Annotated in this window: 13 protein-coding genes; 5 read left to right on the forward strand and 8 right to left on the reverse strand. The window is 70.8% G+C overall.

Features of this window, described 5'->3' with window-relative positions; genetic code table 11:
- Window positions 1-141: 141 nt before the first annotated feature.
- Window positions 142-1,314, forward strand: coding sequence for an aminotransferase class I/II-fold pyridoxal phosphate-dependent enzyme (locus tag AB0B90_RS29090; RefSeq protein WP_362925809.1), 1,173 nt, complete (start codon window positions 142-144; stop codon window positions 1,312-1,314).
- Between the two features lie 82 nt (window positions 1,315-1,396).
- Window positions 1,397-2,308, forward strand: coding sequence for a threonine/serine dehydratase (locus AB0B90_RS29095; RefSeq protein ID WP_362925810.1), 912 nt, complete (start codon window positions 1,397-1,399; stop codon window positions 2,306-2,308).
- A 272-nt stretch (window positions 2,309-2,580) separates the two neighbouring features.
- Here AB0B90_RS29095 and panB read toward each other — a convergent pair whose 3' ends face one another.
- Window positions 2,581-3,426, reverse strand: coding sequence for a 3-methyl-2-oxobutanoate hydroxymethyltransferase (gene panB / locus AB0B90_RS29100; protein ID WP_350947411.1), 846 nt, complete (start codon window positions 3,424-3,426; stop codon window positions 2,581-2,583).
- Window positions 3,427-3,748: 322 nt separating this feature from the next.
- On the opposite strand from panB, the gene AB0B90_RS29105 reads away from it, so the two are divergent.
- The 3 genes from AB0B90_RS29105 (at window position 3,749) to AB0B90_RS29115 (ending at window position 7,258) form a co-directional block, all read left to right on the forward strand.
- Window positions 3,749-4,951 (forward strand): MFS transporter, encoded by a 1,203-nt coding sequence (locus AB0B90_RS29105; RefSeq protein WP_362895771.1) that lies wholly within the window; start codon window positions 3,749-3,751, stop codon window positions 4,949-4,951.
- A 110-nt stretch (window positions 4,952-5,061) separates the two neighbouring features.
- Window positions 5,062-6,624, forward strand: a complete 1,563-nt coding sequence (locus AB0B90_RS29110) for an MFS transporter (protein ID WP_350947413.1) — start codon at window positions 5,062-5,064, stop codon at window positions 6,622-6,624.
- Between the two features lie 7 nt (window positions 6,625-6,631).
- Window positions 6,632-7,258: a TetR/AcrR family transcriptional regulator gene (locus tag AB0B90_RS29115; RefSeq protein WP_350947414.1), complete on the forward strand. Its 627-nt coding sequence runs from the start codon at window positions 6,632-6,634 to the stop codon at window positions 7,256-7,258.
- A 203-nt stretch (window positions 7,259-7,461) separates the two neighbouring features.
- Here the strand turns inward: AB0B90_RS29115 and AB0B90_RS29120 are convergent, their stop codons facing one another.
- The 7 genes from AB0B90_RS29120 to AB0B90_RS29150 form a co-directional block, all read right to left on the reverse strand.
- A complete protein-coding gene (locus tag AB0B90_RS29120) occupies window positions 7,462-9,246 on the reverse strand; it encodes an NAD+ synthase (protein ID WP_350947415.1) in 1,785 nt (594 codons plus the stop codon).
- Between the two features lie 421 nt (window positions 9,247-9,667).
- Window positions 9,668-10,051, reverse strand: coding sequence for a hypothetical protein (locus AB0B90_RS29125; protein WP_350947416.1), 384 nt, complete (start codon window positions 10,049-10,051; stop codon window positions 9,668-9,670).
- A 288-nt stretch (window positions 10,052-10,339) separates the two neighbouring features.
- Window positions 10,340-11,419: a hypothetical protein gene (locus AB0B90_RS29130; RefSeq protein ID WP_362925811.1), complete on the reverse strand. Its 1,080-nt coding sequence runs from the start codon at window positions 11,417-11,419 to the stop codon at window positions 10,340-10,342.
- A gap of 60 nt (window positions 11,420-11,479) precedes the next feature.
- A complete protein-coding gene (locus AB0B90_RS29135; RefSeq protein WP_362925812.1) occupies window positions 11,480-13,609 on the reverse strand; it encodes a sensor histidine kinase in 2,130 nt (709 codons plus the stop codon).
- 2 nt (window positions 13,610-13,611) lie between these two features.
- Window positions 13,612-15,087 (reverse strand): BTAD domain-containing putative transcriptional regulator, encoded by a 1,476-nt coding sequence (locus AB0B90_RS29140; protein WP_350947419.1) that lies wholly within the window; start codon window positions 15,085-15,087, stop codon window positions 13,612-13,614.
- Between the two features lie 85 nt (window positions 15,088-15,172).
- Window positions 15,173-17,158, reverse strand: coding sequence for a sensor histidine kinase (locus AB0B90_RS29145; RefSeq protein WP_362925813.1), 1,986 nt, complete (start codon window positions 17,156-17,158; stop codon window positions 15,173-15,175).
- Between the two features lie 211 nt (window positions 17,159-17,369).
- Window positions 17,370-18,317: a terpene synthase family protein gene (locus AB0B90_RS29150; RefSeq protein WP_350947421.1), complete on the reverse strand. Its 948-nt coding sequence runs from the start codon at window positions 18,315-18,317 to the stop codon at window positions 17,370-17,372.
- Window positions 18,318-18,408: the final 91 nt, after the last annotated feature.

The raw sequence follows: 18,408 nt of genomic DNA on the forward strand, positions 1-18,408 counted from the left end.
GCGGGGTGCATGGGCTTCGTCCGGTGGCCGTTTGCCGAAATTCGACCCTCAAACCGGGCCAATCTTGCCTGATTGGATCTGACAAGTAGCTCGTTGGCCGGACATTCTTGACACATGACTGATTCTCGTCCGGAGAGGCGCATGACTGGTTTTCGTCCGGAGACCCGTACCGTCCACCTGCCCCAGCCTTCACTGAACGGCAGCCGTCCCATCGCGGTGCCGCTCTACCAGACCTCCGGGTTCGTCTTCGACGATCCGGCAGTTTTCGCCGACGGGATGGGCCGCCCGGACGGAGCCTTCGTCTACGGGCGGCTGTCGAATCCGACGGTCCGCTCCCTTGAGGAGGCCGTCGCCGGACTGGAGGGCGGCGTCGGCGCCGTGGCCACCGGATCCGGCATGGGCGCCATCAACTCCGTACTGCTCGGGTTGCTGAAGCCCGGCGACCACCTGATCGCGCAGAAGGCCCTCTACGGCGGCACCGCCGGGATGATCAACGATCTGGTGGGGCGGTTCCAGATCGAGGTCTCCTACGTGCCCGAGGACGACCCGGCGGCGCTGCGCGCGGCCGTGAGACCCGAGACCAAGCTCGTCTATCTGGAGACCATCGCCAACCCGGTGACCCAGGTCGCCGACCTGCCGGGCATGTGCGCCGTGGCCCGCGAGGCCGGGCTGATCTCCGTGGTCGACAACACCTTCGCCTCCCCGATCCTGTGCAGGCCGATCGAGCACGGCGCCGACATCGTGGTGCACTCCACCACCAAGTACCTGAGCGGCCACACCGACGTGGTCGGCGGGATCGCCGTCTTCGCCTCCGACGAGCTGTACCGCAAGGTGTGGGCCTTCAACGTCAAGCTGGGCGCCAGCGCGGACCCGTTCGCCGCCTGGCTCACCCTGCGCGGCATCCAGACACTGCCGCTGCGGATGGAGCGCCACTGCTCCAACGCCCGCGAGCTGGCCACCCGCCTGAACGCCCACCCCGCCGTCTCCGTCGTGCACTGGCCGGGACTGCCCTCCCACCCCTCCCACGAGCTGGCGGCCAAGCTCCTGCCCGACTTCGGGGGAGTCTTCTCCTTCGACCTGGTCGGCGGGCGGGATGCGGGGGAGCGGTTCATGAGCTCGGTGAAGCTGGCCCTGCTCGCCCCGTCCCTCGGCGGCGTCGAGACGCTCATCCTGCATCCCGCGACGACCTCCCACCTCTCCCTCACGGCCGAGGAGCTCGCCCGGCACGGGATCGGAGAGGGTACCGTGCGGGTGGCGGTCGGCATCGAGCACGTCGAGGACCTGTGGGCCGACTTCGAGCAGGCTCTTGCCTGAGGCGGTGGGAAACCCGATCATCGGTGACTCCCGCACCGCGGCACGGGGCCGCTTCCTGATCGTTTCCGGGGAGGGAGCACGTATGAGGGTGTCCATCGGGGATGTGGAACGGGCCGCCGAGCGCATCGCGGGACATGTCCTGCGCACGCCGGTGGTCGAGGTGTCACCGGGGTTGTTCCTGAAGCTGGAAGGGCTGCAGCATTCGGGGTCGTTCAAGGCGCGGGGAGGCTTCAACCGCGCTCTGGCCTGCGGAGGGATCCCCGAGGCCGGACTGATCGCGGCGAGCGGGGGCAACCACGGTCTGGCGGTGGCGTACGTGGCACGCAGCCTCGGCGTCCGGGCGGAGGTGTTCGTGCCGACGGTCTCCAGCCCGGTGAAGGTCGCCGGGCTGCGCGCGCTCGGCGCGAGGGTGACCCAGATCGGCGATGTCTACGCCGAGGCGTACGAGGCGTCGGTCAAGCGCGCGGCCGAGACAGGTGCCCTGGACATCCACGCCTACGACCAGGCCGAGGTGGTCGCGGGACAGGGCACGGTGGGCCTGGAGGTCCTGGAGCAGACCGGGGGAGTCGACACGGTGATCGTCGCGGTCGGCGGCGGTGGGCTCGTCGCCGGGATCACCGTCGCACTCGGTGGCCGCGCCCGCGTGATCACCGTCGAGCCCGAGCTCATCCCGACCCTGCACCGGGCGCTGGAGGCGGGCGGGCCGGTCGGCGTCGAGATCTCCGGGGTGGGGGCCGACGCCCTGGGCGCGAGCCGGGCGGGCGAGATCGCCTACGAGATCACGAGCGCGGCGGGGGTACGGAGCCTTCTCGTCTCCGACGAGGCCATCGTCGAGGCGCGGCGCGAGCTGTGGCGGAGCCACAGGATCGCCGCCGAGCACGCGGGGGCCGCGGCGTACGCGGCCCTGCTGTCCGGCGTCTACACCCCGGCCCCCGGCGAGCGGGTGGCCGTCGTCGTGTGCGGCGCCAACACCGATCCCGCCACGCTCGTCTGACAGTTCTGACAGTTCTGACAGTGAGGACGGAGGTGAACGCCTCCCGGTGAGGTCCGGCTCGTCGTCCGACCGACCGTGGTGTCTTCGGTGTCTTCGGTGTCTTCGGCGGGGATCTGCCGACCTCGGCCGGGAGGCGTTCGTCCGCACTCACCGGACGCGGCGCGTGGACCACGCGGAGGAGCCGCCTCGGGACGGCCGAGGCGGCTCGGTGACCCCGGGTGACCCCGGGTGACCCCGATGACACGGTCACCGGGCCGCGGGGCCCGGGGACGTCAGCGGTAGCTGTGCTCGGCGGTGGGGAAGGCGCCGGTCGACACCTCGTCGGCGAAGCTGCGCACGGCCCTGTCCATCTCGTGGGCGAGGTCGAAGTACTTCTTGACGAACTTGGCGGGGCTCGCGGTCAGGCCCATCAGGTCCTGCCAGACGAGGACCTGCGCGTCGGTGCCGGGTCCGGCGCCGATGCCGATCGTGGGGATCGACAGGGACGCGGTGACCCGCTCGGCCAGGTCCGCGGGCACACATTCCAGGACCACGGAGAACGCGCCGGCGTACTCCAGGTCCTTGGCGTCGGCCATCAGTTCGTCGCCCGACTGGCCGCGGCCCTGTACGCGGTAACCGCCGAGGGCGTTCACCGACTGGGGGGTCAGACCCAGGTGGGCCATCACCGGGATGCCGGCCGAGACCAGGGCCTCGACCTGGGGGAGCACCCGCCGCCCGCCCTCAAGCTTGACGGCGTGGGCTCCCGCCTCCTTCATGAAGCGGGCGGCCGTCTCCAGGGCCTGCTGAGGAGAGGACTGGTAGGAGCCGAACGGCAGGTCGGCCACGACCATCGCCCGGGAGGAGCCGCGGACCACGGCCGCCGTCAGGGGCATGAGATCGTCCACCGAGACGGGCAGCGTCGAGTCGTACCCGTACACGACCATGGCGGCCGAGTCACCGACGAGCAGCACGGGGATGCCGGCCTCGTCGAAGACCCTGGCGGTCATGGCGTCGTACGCGGTGACCATCGGCCATCGCTCGCCGCGCTCCTTGGCGGCGGCGACGTCGCGCACGGTGATCCTTCGTCCAGCCTGGCCGCCGTAGAGGGAGGTCGGCCGGTTGGGGACGGAAGAGGACATGGGACCCTCCAATGAAGTCTCGAGGCGCCCCTGTGGCGTCCCCGGACGGTTCCGATGATTGCACGCGTACGACAGGTGCAACAGCCCCGATCGGTCTGGTAATCCGGAGAGATATGGGGGGAGTACGACACGTTCGTACGCTTGATCCCATGACGGATTGTTATTTGTCGTGACAGATGGTGTGTTCATGGGGTTGTCGGGTGGTGCGCGGCGTACGTGAGGAAGGGCGGGGTGATGTGTGGTGCCCTTCGAGGGTGCGGTAATCCAGTGGCGGAAGCGTCGGGGGTGTGCGGCACAATGCTCGCGGAGGTAAGTAATCACAATGGCTTTAGAACCTTACCGCCGCCTGCTGGCGATTCCGGGCGTGCGGTCGTTGCTGCTGGTCGGGATGGTCGCCCGCATCCCCTCGACCGCGATCGCCATCACGCTCACGATGCACGTCGTCGATCCCAGCGGGCTCGGCCTCGGGTTCGCCGCGGCGGGTCTGGTGACGATGGCGAGCACGGTGGGGATGGCGGTCGGCTCTCCGCTGGCCGGAAGGTTCGTCGACAGTCATGGTCTGCGCCCGGTGCTGGTGGTCACCACACTCGCCCAGCTCGCCTTCTGGTCCACCGCGTGGGCGATGCCGTTCCCCCTGCTGCTCGCGGCCGCGGTGCCCGCGGGCCTGCTCAGCCTCCCGGTGTTCAGCGTGATCAGGCAGTGTCTCGCGGCGCTGGTCCCGGTCGACCAGCGCAGGATGGGCTTCTCCCTCGACTCCATGATCGTTGAAATCTCCTACATGACAGGTCCCGCCCTGGCGGTCGCGGGGGTGACCCTCCTCGGCAGCGTGCCCACCATGGGCATCGTCGCGGCCGGCTTGGTCGTCTCGGGGACGACGCTGATCGTGCTGAACCCGCCCGTCCGCTCGGACGAGGAGCTCCGGAGGCCGCAGGGGAGGATCCCCCGGCGCCGATGGCTTACCCCGGGCATGCTCGGTCTGCTCGGCACGGTCGCCGCGGCGACCTTCGTGCTCGCCGCCACCGAACTCTCCCTGGTCGCGACGATGCAGCGGGGCGGTGACACCGCGTGGATCGGGCTGGCGATCGGCCTGTGGTGCGCCTACTCGCTGATCGGCGGTTTCGTGTACGGCATGCTGCCCCGAGGGGTGTCGCCACTGGTCCTGATCGGTGCCATGGGCGCCCTCACCGTCCCCGTCGGGCTGGTCGGCGGCGACTGGCACTGGCTGGTCCTCGCCCTGCTGCCCGCCGGGGTGCTGTGCGCCCCCGCGCTCTCCTCCACGATCGAGACCGTGAGCCGCTGGGTGCCCGTCGGGGCCCGGGGTGAGGCGATGGGCCTGCACGGCACGGCGCTGCTGATCGGCGGGGGTGCCGCGGCGCCCATCGCGGGCGTGATCATCGACGGTTCCGGCCCCGGCTGGGCCTTCGCCGCCGCCGGGCTGGTCGGTGTGGTGATGGTGCTGGTCGCGCTGCCGTTCTGGCGGCGCACCGCGACCGTGGTCGAGGAGCCTGTCCCGATGGCCGCCTGACCCAGGTCACGACATTTCACGATAAATACGAAACGATACGGTTGCGTATCGTAAAATCTGGCGCTACGGTGGTGTTTCGAAACTCAAGCGTATCGAATACGGGGCCTTTCGTGGAACAACAGCTCGGCCACCCGCGACGGTGGCAGATCCTTGGGGTGCTGGTCTTCAGCCTCCTCGCGGTCGTGATCGACAACACCATCCTCAACGTCGCACTGAAGACGATCGCGGACCCCGTGGCAGGTCTGGGCGCCACCCAGAGCCAGCTGGAATGGGCGATCAACTCCTACACGCTCGTGTTCGCGGGCCTGCTGTTCACCTTCGGGGTGATCGGCGATCGCACCGGACGCAAGCGCATGCTCATGGTCGGCATGGTCCTCTTCGGACTCGCCTCGCTGGCCAGCGCCTACGCTCAGGACCCCATGCAGCTGATCGTCGCCCGCGCGTTCATGGGCGTCGGCGGGGCCGCGATCATGCCGGCCACGCTGGCGATCATCTCCAACGTCTTCCCCCCGAGGGAGCGCGGCAAGGCGATCGGGATCTGGGCCGGCGGGGTGGGCCTGGCCGTGGCGATCGGCCCGATCACCGGTGGCCTGCTCATCGAGCACTTCTGGTGGGGCTCGGTCTTCCTGATCAACCTGCCGATCGTGCTGGTCAGCATGGTGCTCATCAGCCTGGTGGTGCCCGAGTCGCGTGACCCCAAGCCCTCCAGGCTCGACCCGGTCGGCGTGGTCCTCTCCATCGTCGGCCTCGTCGCCGTCACCTACGGCATCATCCGGGGCGGGGAACTGGCCACGATCGCCAGCGCCGAGGTGCTCGCCCCGACGATCCTCGGCATCCTCGTGCTCGCCGCCTTCGTCTGGTACGAGCGTCGCATCGACCACCCGGCCTTCGACGTCGGCTACTTCCGTGACCCGCGCTTCGCCACCGCGGTCGGCATGATCGGCATCGTGTTCTTCGCGATGATGGGCGCGATGTTCTTCCTGGTCTTCTACCTGCAGATCGTGCTGGGCTTCAGCGCGCTGCAGGCGGGCGCCCTGATGATCCCCTTCGCCGCCGCGCAGCTGATCTTCGCCCCGCTGAGCCAGCAGATGGCCGCCCGCTTCGGCGGCAAGCTGAGCGCCACCGTCAGCATGGTCGTCGTGGCCGGCGCGCTCGCCTCGTACGCGCTGATGGACGAGAACACCCCGATCGTCCTGCTGGAGATCGTGTTCTTCGTCCAAGGGGCGGCGATGGCGAACATCATGCCCCCGGCGACCACCGCGATCATGGAGGCGCTCCCCAGGGAGAAGGCCGGCGTCGGCTCGGCCATGAGCAACACCGTCCGCCAGGTGGCCGGCGCGCTCGGCGTCGCGCTCCTCGGCTCGCTGCTCTCGGCCACCTACCGCGACCAGATCGCCCCGGCCCTGACCGGTCTGCCCGACCAGCTCAAGCACGTCGCGGGCGAGTCCCTGACCGGCACGCTCGGCGTGGCCCAGGGCCTCGGCGCCCAAGGCGCGGCGCTCATCGAACCGGCCAAGCTCGCCTTCATCGAGGGCATGCACATCACCGCCCTCGTCTCCGCGGTCATCGCGCTGCTCGGAGCCCTGGTGGTGCTCAGGTGGCTGCCCGGCAAGTCCTCCGGAGCCGCCGTTCCCGACGAGATCAGCCCTGAGAAGGAACCGGCGGTAGTGTAGAGACGTCATGACGACCACCGACGAGTTTCAGGCAGCCGGAGCTCAGACGCCCCGCCCCGCGGGCCGTCCCCGCAGCGCCAGGGCGGAGAAGGCCATCATCGACGCGACCCTCGACCTGGTCGGGGAGAGCATCGGCCTCTCCGAGTTGTCGATCGAGGCGATCGCCGCCCGCGCGGGAGTCGGCAAGACCACGATCTACCGGCGATGGTCGAACAAGGAAGACCTGCTCGTCGACGCGCTGTCGACCCTCAAGACGCCGCTGCCTCCGCTCGCGGGCGTCTCGGTCCGAGACGATCTCATCGTCTACGCGCGGGTGCTGCTGCGCGACGCGTGCGACGCGCGCAACCGCTGCGTGATGAACATCGCGATGAACGAGGCCGAACGGCACCCCCGCCTGGTGGAACGCATCCACCGGGCGACCATCGAGCCGCGCAGGGCGGCGATCGCCGCCCTGCTGCGGCGCGGCGTCGCCACCGGCGAGTTGCGGGCCGACCTCGACGTCCCCATCGCGATGGCGAACCTGGTCGGCACCGTCATGTGGTACGTCCGCACCGAGGGGGGCGGCGAGGCCGCCGGGTCCTCCGACCTGGCCGAACGGATCGTCGACCACCTCCTGGCGGGCCTCGGCGCCTGAGGGGTTTCGTACAGCTTTCCGGTAAGAGCTCTGTCCGAGGGCGGGGGCCCGCGCGGACAGCGTCACGTGTCGCGATGAAACCCCGGCGCCCGCCGCCGGGGTTTCATCGCGTTCGGGGTGCTCCGTGATCGAAGGTGAGGCGTCGCGCCCTCGCGTCTCGGCGAGGGACCGGAACGTTCACCGGCCGCTCAGGGCGCCGGGTGTCAGACGGTGGGCTCGCGCCAGCGGTTGGTGATGGGCAGACGGCGGTCGCGGCCGAAGTTCTTGGGGGTGATCTTCGGACCCGGAGGATACTGGCGGCGCTTGTACTCGGCCAGGTCGACCAGGCGGATCACCCTGGCGACCAGGGCCGGGTCGTGCCCTGCGGCGACGAGTTCGGCGGAGCCCATGTCCTTTTCGACGTAGTCGTCCAGCAGCCGGTCCAGGATCCCGTACTCCGGCAGGGAGTCGGTGTCGCGCTGGTCGGGACGGAGCTCCGCGCTGGGCTCCTTCTCGATCGAGCTCTCCGGAATCGGCGGCACCGTGAAGGGGTGCAGGAACTCGCCCGACCGGCCCGCCTGGGCGTTGCGCCAGCGTGACAGCTCCCAGACGAAGGTCTTGAGCACGTCCTTGATGGGGGCGAAGCCGCCCGCGGAGTCGCCGTAGAGGGTGGAGTAACCGGTGGCCAGCTCGCTCTTGTTGCCGGTGGTGAGGACGAGATGGCCGTGCTCGTTGGACAGGCCCATCAGGATCATGCCGCGCACCCGGGCCTGGAGGTTCTCCGAGGCCAGGCCGGTGAGCTCGATCTCCTTCTCGAAGCCGCTCACGATCTCGGCGATCGGCACGGTCGTGGCGTTGATCCCCTGCCGGTCGACCAGCTCCTGGGCGTCGCTCACCGAGTGGTCGGAGGAGTAGCGGGAGGGCATCAGCACCACGTGCACCCGGTCGGGGCCGACGGCGTCGGAGGCGATCGTGGCGGTGAGCGCCGAGTCGATGCCGCCGGACAGGCCGAGGATCACCGACTGGAAGCCGTTCTTGGTGACGTAGTCGCGGACCGCGAGCACGAGCGCGGAGTAGACCTCGGCGGTGTCGTCGAGCTGCTCGGCGATCGTGGGGGGCTGCGGCTGGTACGGCTCGACGGGGCGGGCCGACAGCTCAAGCCGATCCACCGTGATCACGGTGCCGTCCTCGGCGTCCATCTGGAAGGTGCCGAGACCTCCGTACCTGGCGTCGGGCAACTCCAGGTCCGTGATCAGCAGTTCCTCGGAGAACCGCGCCGCGCGCGCGACCAGTTCGCCGGAGGCGGAGACGACCAGTGAGTCTCCGTCGAAGACCAGCTCGTCCTGGCCGCCGACCTGGTTGACGTAGGCGAGGGCGCATCCGGCCTCGCGGGCGCGCCTGGCCACCAGCTCCAGGCGTACGTCGTCCTTCTCCTTCTCGTACGGGGAGGCGTTCGGTACCACCAGCAGCCCGGCTCCGGCCTCGGCCACCACCGCGACGGGGCCGCCCTCCTGCCAGAGGTCCTCGCAGACCGCGATCGCCACGTCGACACCGTGCAGCCGGAAGATCGGCAGCCGGTCGCCGCGGACGAAGTAGCGGTACTCGTCGAAGACGCCGTAGTTCGGCAGGTGGTGCTTGGCGGTCTTGACGACCACCCGGCCCCGGTGCAGCAGCGCGGCCGCGTCGAGCGGGGCGCCCTTGGGCTGGCCGACGCGCGGGGCGAGCTTCGCGCGGTCCACGTAGCCGACCACCACGGGGATCTCGCCGAGTCCCGCCTCCGCCAGTCGTCGCGCGGCCCCCTCGATCGCGGCGATCGACGCCTCCACGAACGAGGTGCGCAACACGAGGTCCTCGACGGGATATCCGGTCAGGAACATCTCGGTGAAGACGACCAGGTGCGCGCCTCGGTCTGCGGCGCGGCGGGTCCACTCGACGAGTTTGTCGGTGTTGGCGGCCAGGTCGCCGACAGCGGGATTGGTCTGGGCCAGGGCGATACGGAGTTGAGCCACGTGGCCATCCTATGAGGGCCTGCCCAGAAGGTGCCCTTTGGGTGATCCCTGCTCGGTGACCGGCGGATGAGCGCGGACCTCCGCCGTGGACCGTCCGGTGTTCCTCCGGCTCCGGCCTCGCCGACGCCCGGCGGGCTTTCGGCGAGGTCGTTCGCGACTCCGCGGCGTCCACCGACATTCAATGAACATTCGAACCCGCCGGGCGAGGCCTTCCACCGGGTTTCGCGACCGGCCGTTCCTGTCTTTCCCGGGATCGTCCGGATCGCGTCGGAGTCAATGGGATCCTCGGGCGCACCGGGACGAGGAAGGTCACCGAGATCGCGGGATCACTCGAACCGTCACGCCCGTGCTCGCCTCGCTTCGCCTTGAGCGCGGCGGTGCCCCCCGATCACGGTCGAGAGCCGTGCGTCGGTGACGGCGTTCAGTTCGTCGACCAGCAGAAGCGGGCGTATCCGGCGTCGTAGCCGTCCAGCCAGCCTCTGTCGTAGTCGCTGGGCGGCCCGGCGTAGCTCCGCGGCATGCCCCTCCTGCGACAGTCCTGTGCGGCGGCCCGGTAACCGTTCCGGTATCCCCGCCAGTAGTCGCTCGGGTCTTCCGCGGACTCCCCGGAATCCATCGAGTCCGCGGAATCCGATGTTTCCGCCGACGTGATCGGGTCCGTCATGCTCTCGTTCTGCGCGGTGTTCACCGTCACGGCCTGCTCGGGATCCGGTGCGGGCGAGGCGTAGGAGAACGAGACGGGTCCGAGGGCGAGTGCCGCGAGAAGCGTTGGGCCGATCACCGTCAGCTGCCGCTTGCCGTACATGGTTTTCCCCTTTGTTCGGGCCGTGGGCGGAGTCCGCCCACGGCCATGATCTAGGGGGAAACATATAGGCCGGCCGTATCGGGCCAAAGGACCCGAGCTCTCTTTTCCTTATTTTCGGAGTAAGTTAAGAGGAGGCTGATTTTGCCTGGCTTTTATTTCCTGTGACAAATTTCCGGGAAATGTGATTTCTTAATGCATGTACGCATTAATCGACTTGTGAGGCGCGAAGACGCGATGAGATCCGGGTGTCGTTCGTGACGTCGTGGGGCAGACGCCGCGGGGGACCTGTCAGCCGAGGAGCCAGAGCAGTCCGAGGTTCTTCGCCCCGGCGGGCTCGGCCATCCGCTGGATCTCCTTGCCCGAGCGGGAGAGGACCACGATCGTGTTGACGGACGTGCCCTTGACGCGGACCGCCAGACGCCCGTCGCGCAGATAGCGCGCGCCAAGCAGCCGCCCCTTGACCGGGATGGCGGCCTTCGCGCCGGTCCTGGTGTCGTAGATCGACGGGGTGAACGACAGGGGCCAGGAGCCGTCGCCACCCGGGGCGTTCGCGCCGATGGCGTTGACCACCACCCTGCGGCCGTCGGGTGACAGGCTCTCCACGTGGTTGGCGAGCCTGACCCCCGGGGCGCGACTGGAGGTCCGCCGCCTGGTGTCCAGGAGGTGGACGCCGTCCGTGTCGCCCGCGTACCCGGCGAGGGTCCTGCCGTCGGCCGACCAGGTCAGGTGGCAGGGACCCGAGGTCTTCCCGGCGTTGAACCGGCCCCTGCCGTCGGGGCCGATCACGGCCACCGTCATCGCCTCGCCGGTGCCCTTCACCGGATAGGCGATCCGCTTGCCGTCGGCGGACCAGGCGGGAGTGAGACACGGGCCGCCGTAGGCGGCGTTCTTGGCGATCACCGTGCCCATGCGGGGTCCGTTGGCCGATGTGACGCGCAACCTGTTCTTGTCGTCGATCCAGGCGATCCTCCGGCCGTCGGGCGCGACCGCGAACTGGCCGGCGAAGGCGCCGGCGCCGGCGGTCGGGCCGCCGCTGCTCCGGCCTCCCCGGTATGTCAGCACCTCGACTCCGCTTCCCCCGTAGCGGAAGTAGACGCCGCCGGAGACGGGGGCCGCGGTCGCGTTCGAGACCGCCTTGGGCGCGGTGCCCCCGGTGGATCGGGCGGCGTCGGTGTTCCCGGTGTTCCCGGTGTTCCCGGTGCTCGCGGTGGAGCCGGTCACCGCCCCGATGCCTCCGGCCGTCCCTCTGTTCTCACCGAGGGATCCGGCCGCCGCCCCGAAGCCCTCGATGCCCTCGGCGAGGGCGGGAGTGGTGACGACGGCCGTCAGGGCGAGTGCGACGCCGGTGGCCAGGGCCCAGTGCTTCAAGGGGATCTCCTCGGGTGAATTACTCAACGGCTGGTTAGAGCCCCGAGAAGGCGAAAAGGTTTACACGCGGCCCGCCGCGATCGGAGTCGAGGGGATCGGCAGCACGGCCTCCACGACCGTTCCGCCCTCGGGCGCCGACTCGATCACGCAGGTGCCGCCCAGTTCGGCGGCCCGCTCGCGCATGGACAGCAGTCCCACCCCCGAGCGAGGTCCCGAGGGCAGTCCGCTTCCGTCGTCCTGGACACGGACCACGAGTGACTCACCGCGCCGCAGCGAGATCACCGCCGAACTGGCGCCCGCGTGCTTGCGGATGTTGGTGAGCCCTTCCTGCGCGATGCGGTACGCGGCCACCTCGGCCGCCGCGGGCAGATCCGACAGGTCGCCCTCGATCTCCACCGCCACCCGGGGGCCACCCTCCTGAGCGAGGGCACGCACGGCCCCCGCCAGGCCGAGTTCGTCGAGGGTGGGCGGGCGCAGGCCGTACACCAGTTCCCTGATCTCCCGGCTGACCGCGTCCATGCCGCTTCGCAGTTCGAGCAGGAGCCTGTCCGCCGAGGCGGGAGCGGTGCGCAGGCTGATCCTGGCCATGTTGATCGACATGGCCATCTCGGTCAGCGCGTGGCCGAGCCCGTCGTGCAGGTCCCTGCGCAGGCGGCGGCGCTCCTCCTCCCGGGCGGTGAGGATGCGTTCCCGGGAACGCTGCAGGTCGGCGGTCATCCGTACGGCGTGCGCCACGTCGGCGACGTACGGGACCGCCACCGCGACCAGACGGTCGTTGTGCGCGGCGGCGAACCTGCGGGGGCCGGGGGAGCCGAGCAGCAGTCGCCCGACCGGCTCGCCGTGCCAGACCAGCGGCACCTCGCGCGGCGCCTCGCCGAGCGGGCCGACCTGGACCTGCCTGGAGCCGGGCCCGTAGACCTCGACGGTGACGCCGGTGACGCTCAGCCCGTCCTTGATCACGGCTGCGACGGCGGCGAGCGCGTTGGCGGGCTCGGTCTCGCGGACCTCTCTGGACAGGAGCGCGGCGAACGCCCGAGGGTCACCGCGAGTGCCGTACATGAGCCGGTCGACGAGGCGCCTGAGCCTGTGCCGGAGCGGATGGAAGACGATCCCGGCGAGCAGAGCCGCGATCAGGCCGCCGATCCGGTCGTATCCCGACAGCGCCAGCCCGGCGACCGCGCCGACCGCGTACATGGCGCTGACCGCGGCGATCAGCCCGGCGGCGACGAAGGCGCGGCTGACCACCGTGTCGATGCCGTAGAGCCGGTAGCGCAGCACCGAGAAGACGATGGCCCCCGGGATGAGCCCGGTCCAGATCGTCGCGGCCAGCCACCAGTCGGGTCCGGCGAGCAGGAAGGCGACGTAGACGGCGAACGCGAAGACCGGCCAGGCGATCTGGCGGCGCACCTCCGGGCCCGCCCGCCGGAAGCGCAGCACCATGGAGACGAGTGCGAGGACCGCGAGAGCCGAGATCAGTATGGAGGCCACCTCGCGCGCCACCGTGTTGTACGGGGCGAGGAGGTCCAGCGAGAGCGGGCTGGGAATGACCCGCGGCCAGGGGTAGAGCGCGGGGTCGGGGTCGGGGCGGGTGAGGTGCAGCAGCAACTGCGTCGCGAACACGACCACGCCGGCCGTCACCAGCGGCCGCCACCGCCGCGAGGGCAGCCGCCCGTCGGGGGAGTACAGCGGTAACAGGATCGCCAGCAGGAGCCCGCCGAGGGACTTCCCCGTGACCATGCTCATGCGGAGGTAGCCCGCGGACTCCATCTCGCCCGCCGCGGCGAAGGTGAACATCGCCGCCTCGGAGAACGTGTTGACGGCGCACATCAGGCCGCCCACGCACATCAGCCACGCCGTGACCGGGCGCGAGCGGTGTGCCAGCAGGAACGCGCCCACCACGGGGAACGTCAGCCCCGCCGCAAGGTCGGGAGTGGCGGGCACCGGTGGTCGCCACTCGTGCGGCAGGTCGAGGCCGAGCACGAAGCCGACGACGGAGAGCCCCACCGAGAGGAGCGCCGCCGAGACGGCGGCGAGCCGCGCCGGGGAGCGCAGCAGAGCGCGCACCGGCGAGACGGCGGGCCAGGCGGGGGCGTCCTCGGTCACGGTGACCGCGTCCACGACAGGTCTGGGCACACCGTCGGCGCCGTCGAGCGTCCGGCCCCGGTCGTGGTCGCGTGGCCGTGGGCGCATCCCTATCTGCCCACGTCGCCGGGGTTGACCAGCCCGGACTCGTACGCCGTGACGACGAGTTGGGCACGGTCGAACAGTCCGAGGTGGTCGAGCAGCTTGACCACCGACCGCGAGACCGACCCCTCCGGGACCGCGAGGGTCGCCGCGATCTGCCGGTTGGTCAGTCCTCGGGCGACCAGTTTCATCAGGTCGAGTTCCGCGTCACCGAGACCGGCGAGGCCGGGCGGCGCCGACGGATCGGTGCGGCCGGCGAAGGCCGCGATCAGGCGGGTGGTGACGGCGGGGTCGATCAGCGCGTCACCGGCCTGCGCGGCCCGCATCGCGGTGATGAGCTGCTCGGGCGCCGACGTCTTGAGGACGAATCCGCTCACCCCGGCCCGCAGTGCCGCGTAGAGGTTGTCGTCCGTGCCGAAGGTGGTCATCATGATGACCTTCGGCGGTGCCTCGTCGGTCAGGATCCTCCGCGCGGCGGTCAGCCCGTCCAGCCTGGGCATCTGGATGTCCATCAGCACCAGGTCGGGGGAGGTCTCCTTGACGACCGCGATCGCCTGCTCGCCGTTCTCGGCCTCCCCGACCAGCTCGAAGCCGGGCTCGCTGTCGAGCACCACACGCAGGCCGGTGCGGACCAGCGCCTGGTCGTCCACCACGACGATCCGCAGGCCCGGCGGTGCCGGTCTCCGTTCCACGGTGTGCGTCGCGGGCTTCGCGGCCCGCACGGCCTCGGCGGGCGGGTCGAGGTGGACGGCCTGGGCCAGCATGTCGGACTCCAGACGCTGCAGAGGGGCGCCCAGGTCGAGGCCGAGCTCGTCACGGAGCAGCACCCTGGCACGCCGCAGCGCTCCCAGTGCGTCCCCCTGCCTGCCGTTGCGGTACAGGGCCAGTGCGAGCAGCCGCCAGGCCTCCTCACGCAGCGGGTGCGCCGAGGCGTGTGCCTCCAGGTCCGCGACCAGGGCGCCGGAGTGCCCCAGCAGGAGTCCCGCGTCGGCGCGGCGCTCGACCGCGATCAGCCGCAGTTCCTCCAGCCTGCCGGCCTCGCTCACGGCCCAGGGCAGGTCGGAGAACTCGGCCAGGGCCGGGCCGCGCCAGAGCGCGAGGGCGGCCTCCAGGCGCTCCCACACCTGGGCGGGCGCGCCGCCCGCCTTGACCGCGTTCTCGAAACTCCAGGCGTCCACCTGGCCCGGCGAGGCGCGCAGCGCGTACCCCGGTGGGGCGGAGACCAGGACCTCGGCCTCCTCGCGGGGCGCGCGGCCGGGCTCCAGGGCGCGCCGCAACCGCGACACGTATCCCTGGATGGTCGACAGGGCCTGGGCGGGAGGCTCGCCGGGCCACAGCTCGTCGATGAGCATGGTCACGGGGACGGCGCGGCCTCCGGCCACGAGGAGCCGGGCCAGCACCGCCATCTGGCGCTGGCCTCCGAGGTCGAGTGACGTCTCGCCGTGACGCGCCTGGAACGGTCCGAGAGCACGAAATGTCAGCATTGCAGGCGTAAGGGTAGGGCTACCTGGACCAACCTCATAGAGCAATACTCACCATCGTTCGCAAGCCGTAAGAAATCATCCGTGGTCAGATCTCCACATTCAAGTTCACCGGAAGTATCGCTTCGACCACGGTTCCCCCCTCGGTGGGCGTGGTGATCACGCATGTCCCGCCCAGTTCGGCGGCGCGCTCGCGCATCGACGCCAGCCCGACCCCCGAACGACGTCCGGAGGGCAGGCCGATCCCGTCGTCGCGCACCCGGACGCTCAGGTCGTCCTCGCCCCGTTCCAGCGATACTCGCACGGTCGCGGCCCCCGCGTGCCTGCGCGCGTTGGTCAGCGCCTCCTGCGCGATGCGGTACGCGGCGACCTCGGTCGCGGCGGGCAGTCCCGGCAGCTCGCCCCTCACCTCGACGGTGACGCCGGGGCCCGCCATCTCCGCCACGGCTCCGGCCAGGCCGAGATCGTCCAGCGCGGGCGGGCGCAGGCCGTACACCAGGTGCCTGATGTCTCCGGTGACGCTGTCCATGCCGGAGCGCAGCTCGCCGAGCATGCGTTCGGCCGTCTCGGGGGAGGTGCGCAGGGAGATCCTGGCCGCGTTGATGGCCATCGCCATCCCGCTGAGCGACTGGCCGAGACCGTCGTGCAGGTCGCGGCGGAGACGGCGGCGCTCCTCCTCGCGGGTGGTGACGATGCGCTCCCGGGAGCGCCGCAGCGCGCCGACCAGCCGGACCGCGTGGGCCGCGTCGGCCACGTACGGTGTGAGCGCGGCGATGACCCGTTCGTTGTGCGCGGCGGGCAGGCGCCGGGCCCCCGGCGGGCCGATGAGCAGACGTCCGACGGGCTCGCCGTGCCAGACCAGCCGGATGTCGCGTGTCACCTCCTCCAGCGTCCCCACCGTCACCTCCTCCGGCCAGCCGCCCTGGAAGCGCACGCCGGCGCCGGTGACCGCCAGGCCGTCGCGCAGCACGTCCAGGGCCGCGGACAGGCCGGCCTCGGGGGCGATGCGCTGGAGCCTGCGGCCGAGTCCGGCGGCCAGCGCCACCGGGTCGCCCCTGCCGCCGTACAGGAGGCGGTCGGCGCCACGCTGAAGCAGCCGTCGCATCGGATGGAAGAACACCCCCGCGCAGAGCGCGGCGACCAGGCCGCCGATCCGGTCCACATCCGACAGGAACAGGCTGGAGGCGGTGCCCACCGCCACGTAGACCCCGCCGATCACGCCGACGAGGCCTGCCCCGACCAGCGTCCTGGTGATGAGCGTGTCGATCCCGTAGAGGCGGTGCCGCAGCACCGAGAAGGTGATCGCGACCGGGACGAGCGGGATCGTGAACGACGTGAGCCACCACACCGGATTGCCGATCACCCAGGGGACGATGACGGTGGCGAGCGCGATCAGCGTCCAGAGGATCTGCCGGCGCTCCTCGCGGCCGGCCCGCCGGAACCTCACGGCGAGCGAGGCGAAGGCGAGGATCATGATCGCGTTGGTGAGCATGTCCAGCGAGAACCGCAGCGGGTGGGGGCCGGAACTCGTGTACCGCTGCCCGGCGAGAGGCATGAGGTCCATGAGGAGCACGTCGGCGCACAGGACGGCGACGGAGACCCACACCAGCGCCCGCCAGCGCGGCGACGGCGGCCTCCCGTCCGGATAGAGCAGCGGCAGCAGCACGACCAGGAAGAGGATGGCCAGCTTCCAGCTCACCCCGGCGACCGTCCAGACCGCCTCCTGGGGGAGCAGCCGGTGCCCCGCGTCAAGGAGGGCGAGGTTGATCGTGAGACTGTTCAGCGCGGAGCACAGTCCGCCCAGGCAGAGCAGCCAGCCGATGACGAGCCGGGGCCGCTGGAACACCAGCAGCGCACCGAGGATGGGGAACGCGACGCCTGCCACGTCCTCGGGTGAGAACGGCAGCGGTGTGTAGGAGGGCTGCGGGAGCCGTGCCGTGACCCAGACGTTGACGCACACCATCGCCACGGACGCGGTGGCGATGAGGGTCGCCACGGACGCGGTGGCGATGAGGGTCGCCACGGACGCGGTGGCGGTGAGCACCGCCGCCACCCTGCTCTGGACGGGCGTCACCGTCGGGACCACACGGTACAGCCCGCGCATGATGGTTTCGGCCCTTCATTTCGTGCTTAAAAGGACCTTAACCGGCGAAGACCGCAATTCAATCAACGAATACTCAACGCCGGTGGGCACCGTACGACGCCCGCGGGCCGCCGGCACCGAGGCCGGGACCGGGCGTGCGGGCTCGGCGGGCCCCCGGGCGGATCCGCCCGGGGGCGGCCGGTCAGGGTACGTCGTACCGGCTGGACTCCAGCAGCCATTCCAGCTGTGCCCTCGGCGCCGTGAGGAACGCGCACGCGACCTTGCTGACGTCCCTGGCCTGGCCGGTCGAGAACCCGAACCGGTCGAACAGCGTCGGCAGCCGGCGCGCGGAGGTCCGCAGGTCCTCGGCGCGCGCGGCGATCCGGCCGTTCACCCAGGCGACGGCGTCGGCGTCGGAGAGCCCGAACGCGGTCGCGGCGACCGTCACGTAGTTGTGCACGTCACCGTTGGCCCGCTCCTTGTGGTGCGAGGCGACGTCGTTGCACCAGGCGGTGACGTCGTTGCAGGCGTCCACCAGCGTCCGCCAGGTCGTGCTCTCGCGCAGCCCCGCGGGCACCTCCACCCCCAGGCAGGGCTCCACCAGGTCGAACAGATAGGGACCCGCGGTGCCCCGCCGCAGCCGCGGGTACTCCGCGGGGGAGGGTACGCGGCCCGCGCACCGGTTCTCGGCCTCGGTACGGCAGGCCTCGCCCTGGGCCGCCAGCCCGGCCAGGAACCGGTGCCGCCAGCGGGTGCTCATCCGCTCGGTGGTGGCCTTCCACAGGTCGCCGAAGGCCAGCTCGACGGGCGAGGAGGCGTGGGCGGGAGAACGCGCGACGAGGTCGAGCCGTGCGAAGGTGTCCTTGACGATCTCGGTCGCGCGCCCGGCGGGTTTCTCGTCCCACTCGTCGTCGAAGTGGAACAGCCAGGTCAGCCATTTGGCGAACAGCAGCGCCGACTCCACGCCGAATCCGCAGAAGGCGCGGCCGGCCATCCGCTCGAATCCGGCGCCGGGGGGAGGTTCGAGCTCCACCGCGCGGGCCCAGGCGGCGAGCTCGGCGCCGATCAGGTCGATCGAGGGGTGCATCGGGCACGGCGCCGACATCACCGGCACGAGTTCGGTGAGGGGCAGCAGCAGGGCCGCGGCCACCCCGGAGGACCTCGGCGGCCCGGCGGGTCTCCGCGGTCCGGCCGCCTGGACGGGGGAGGGAGGCGGGGAAAGGTGCGTCGAGGACGACAAG

This window comes from Streptosporangium sp. NPDC049078 (assembly GCF_040648855.1).
In the GTDB taxonomy this organism is placed as follows: Bacteria; Actinomycetota; Actinomycetes; order Streptosporangiales; family Streptosporangiaceae; genus Streptosporangium.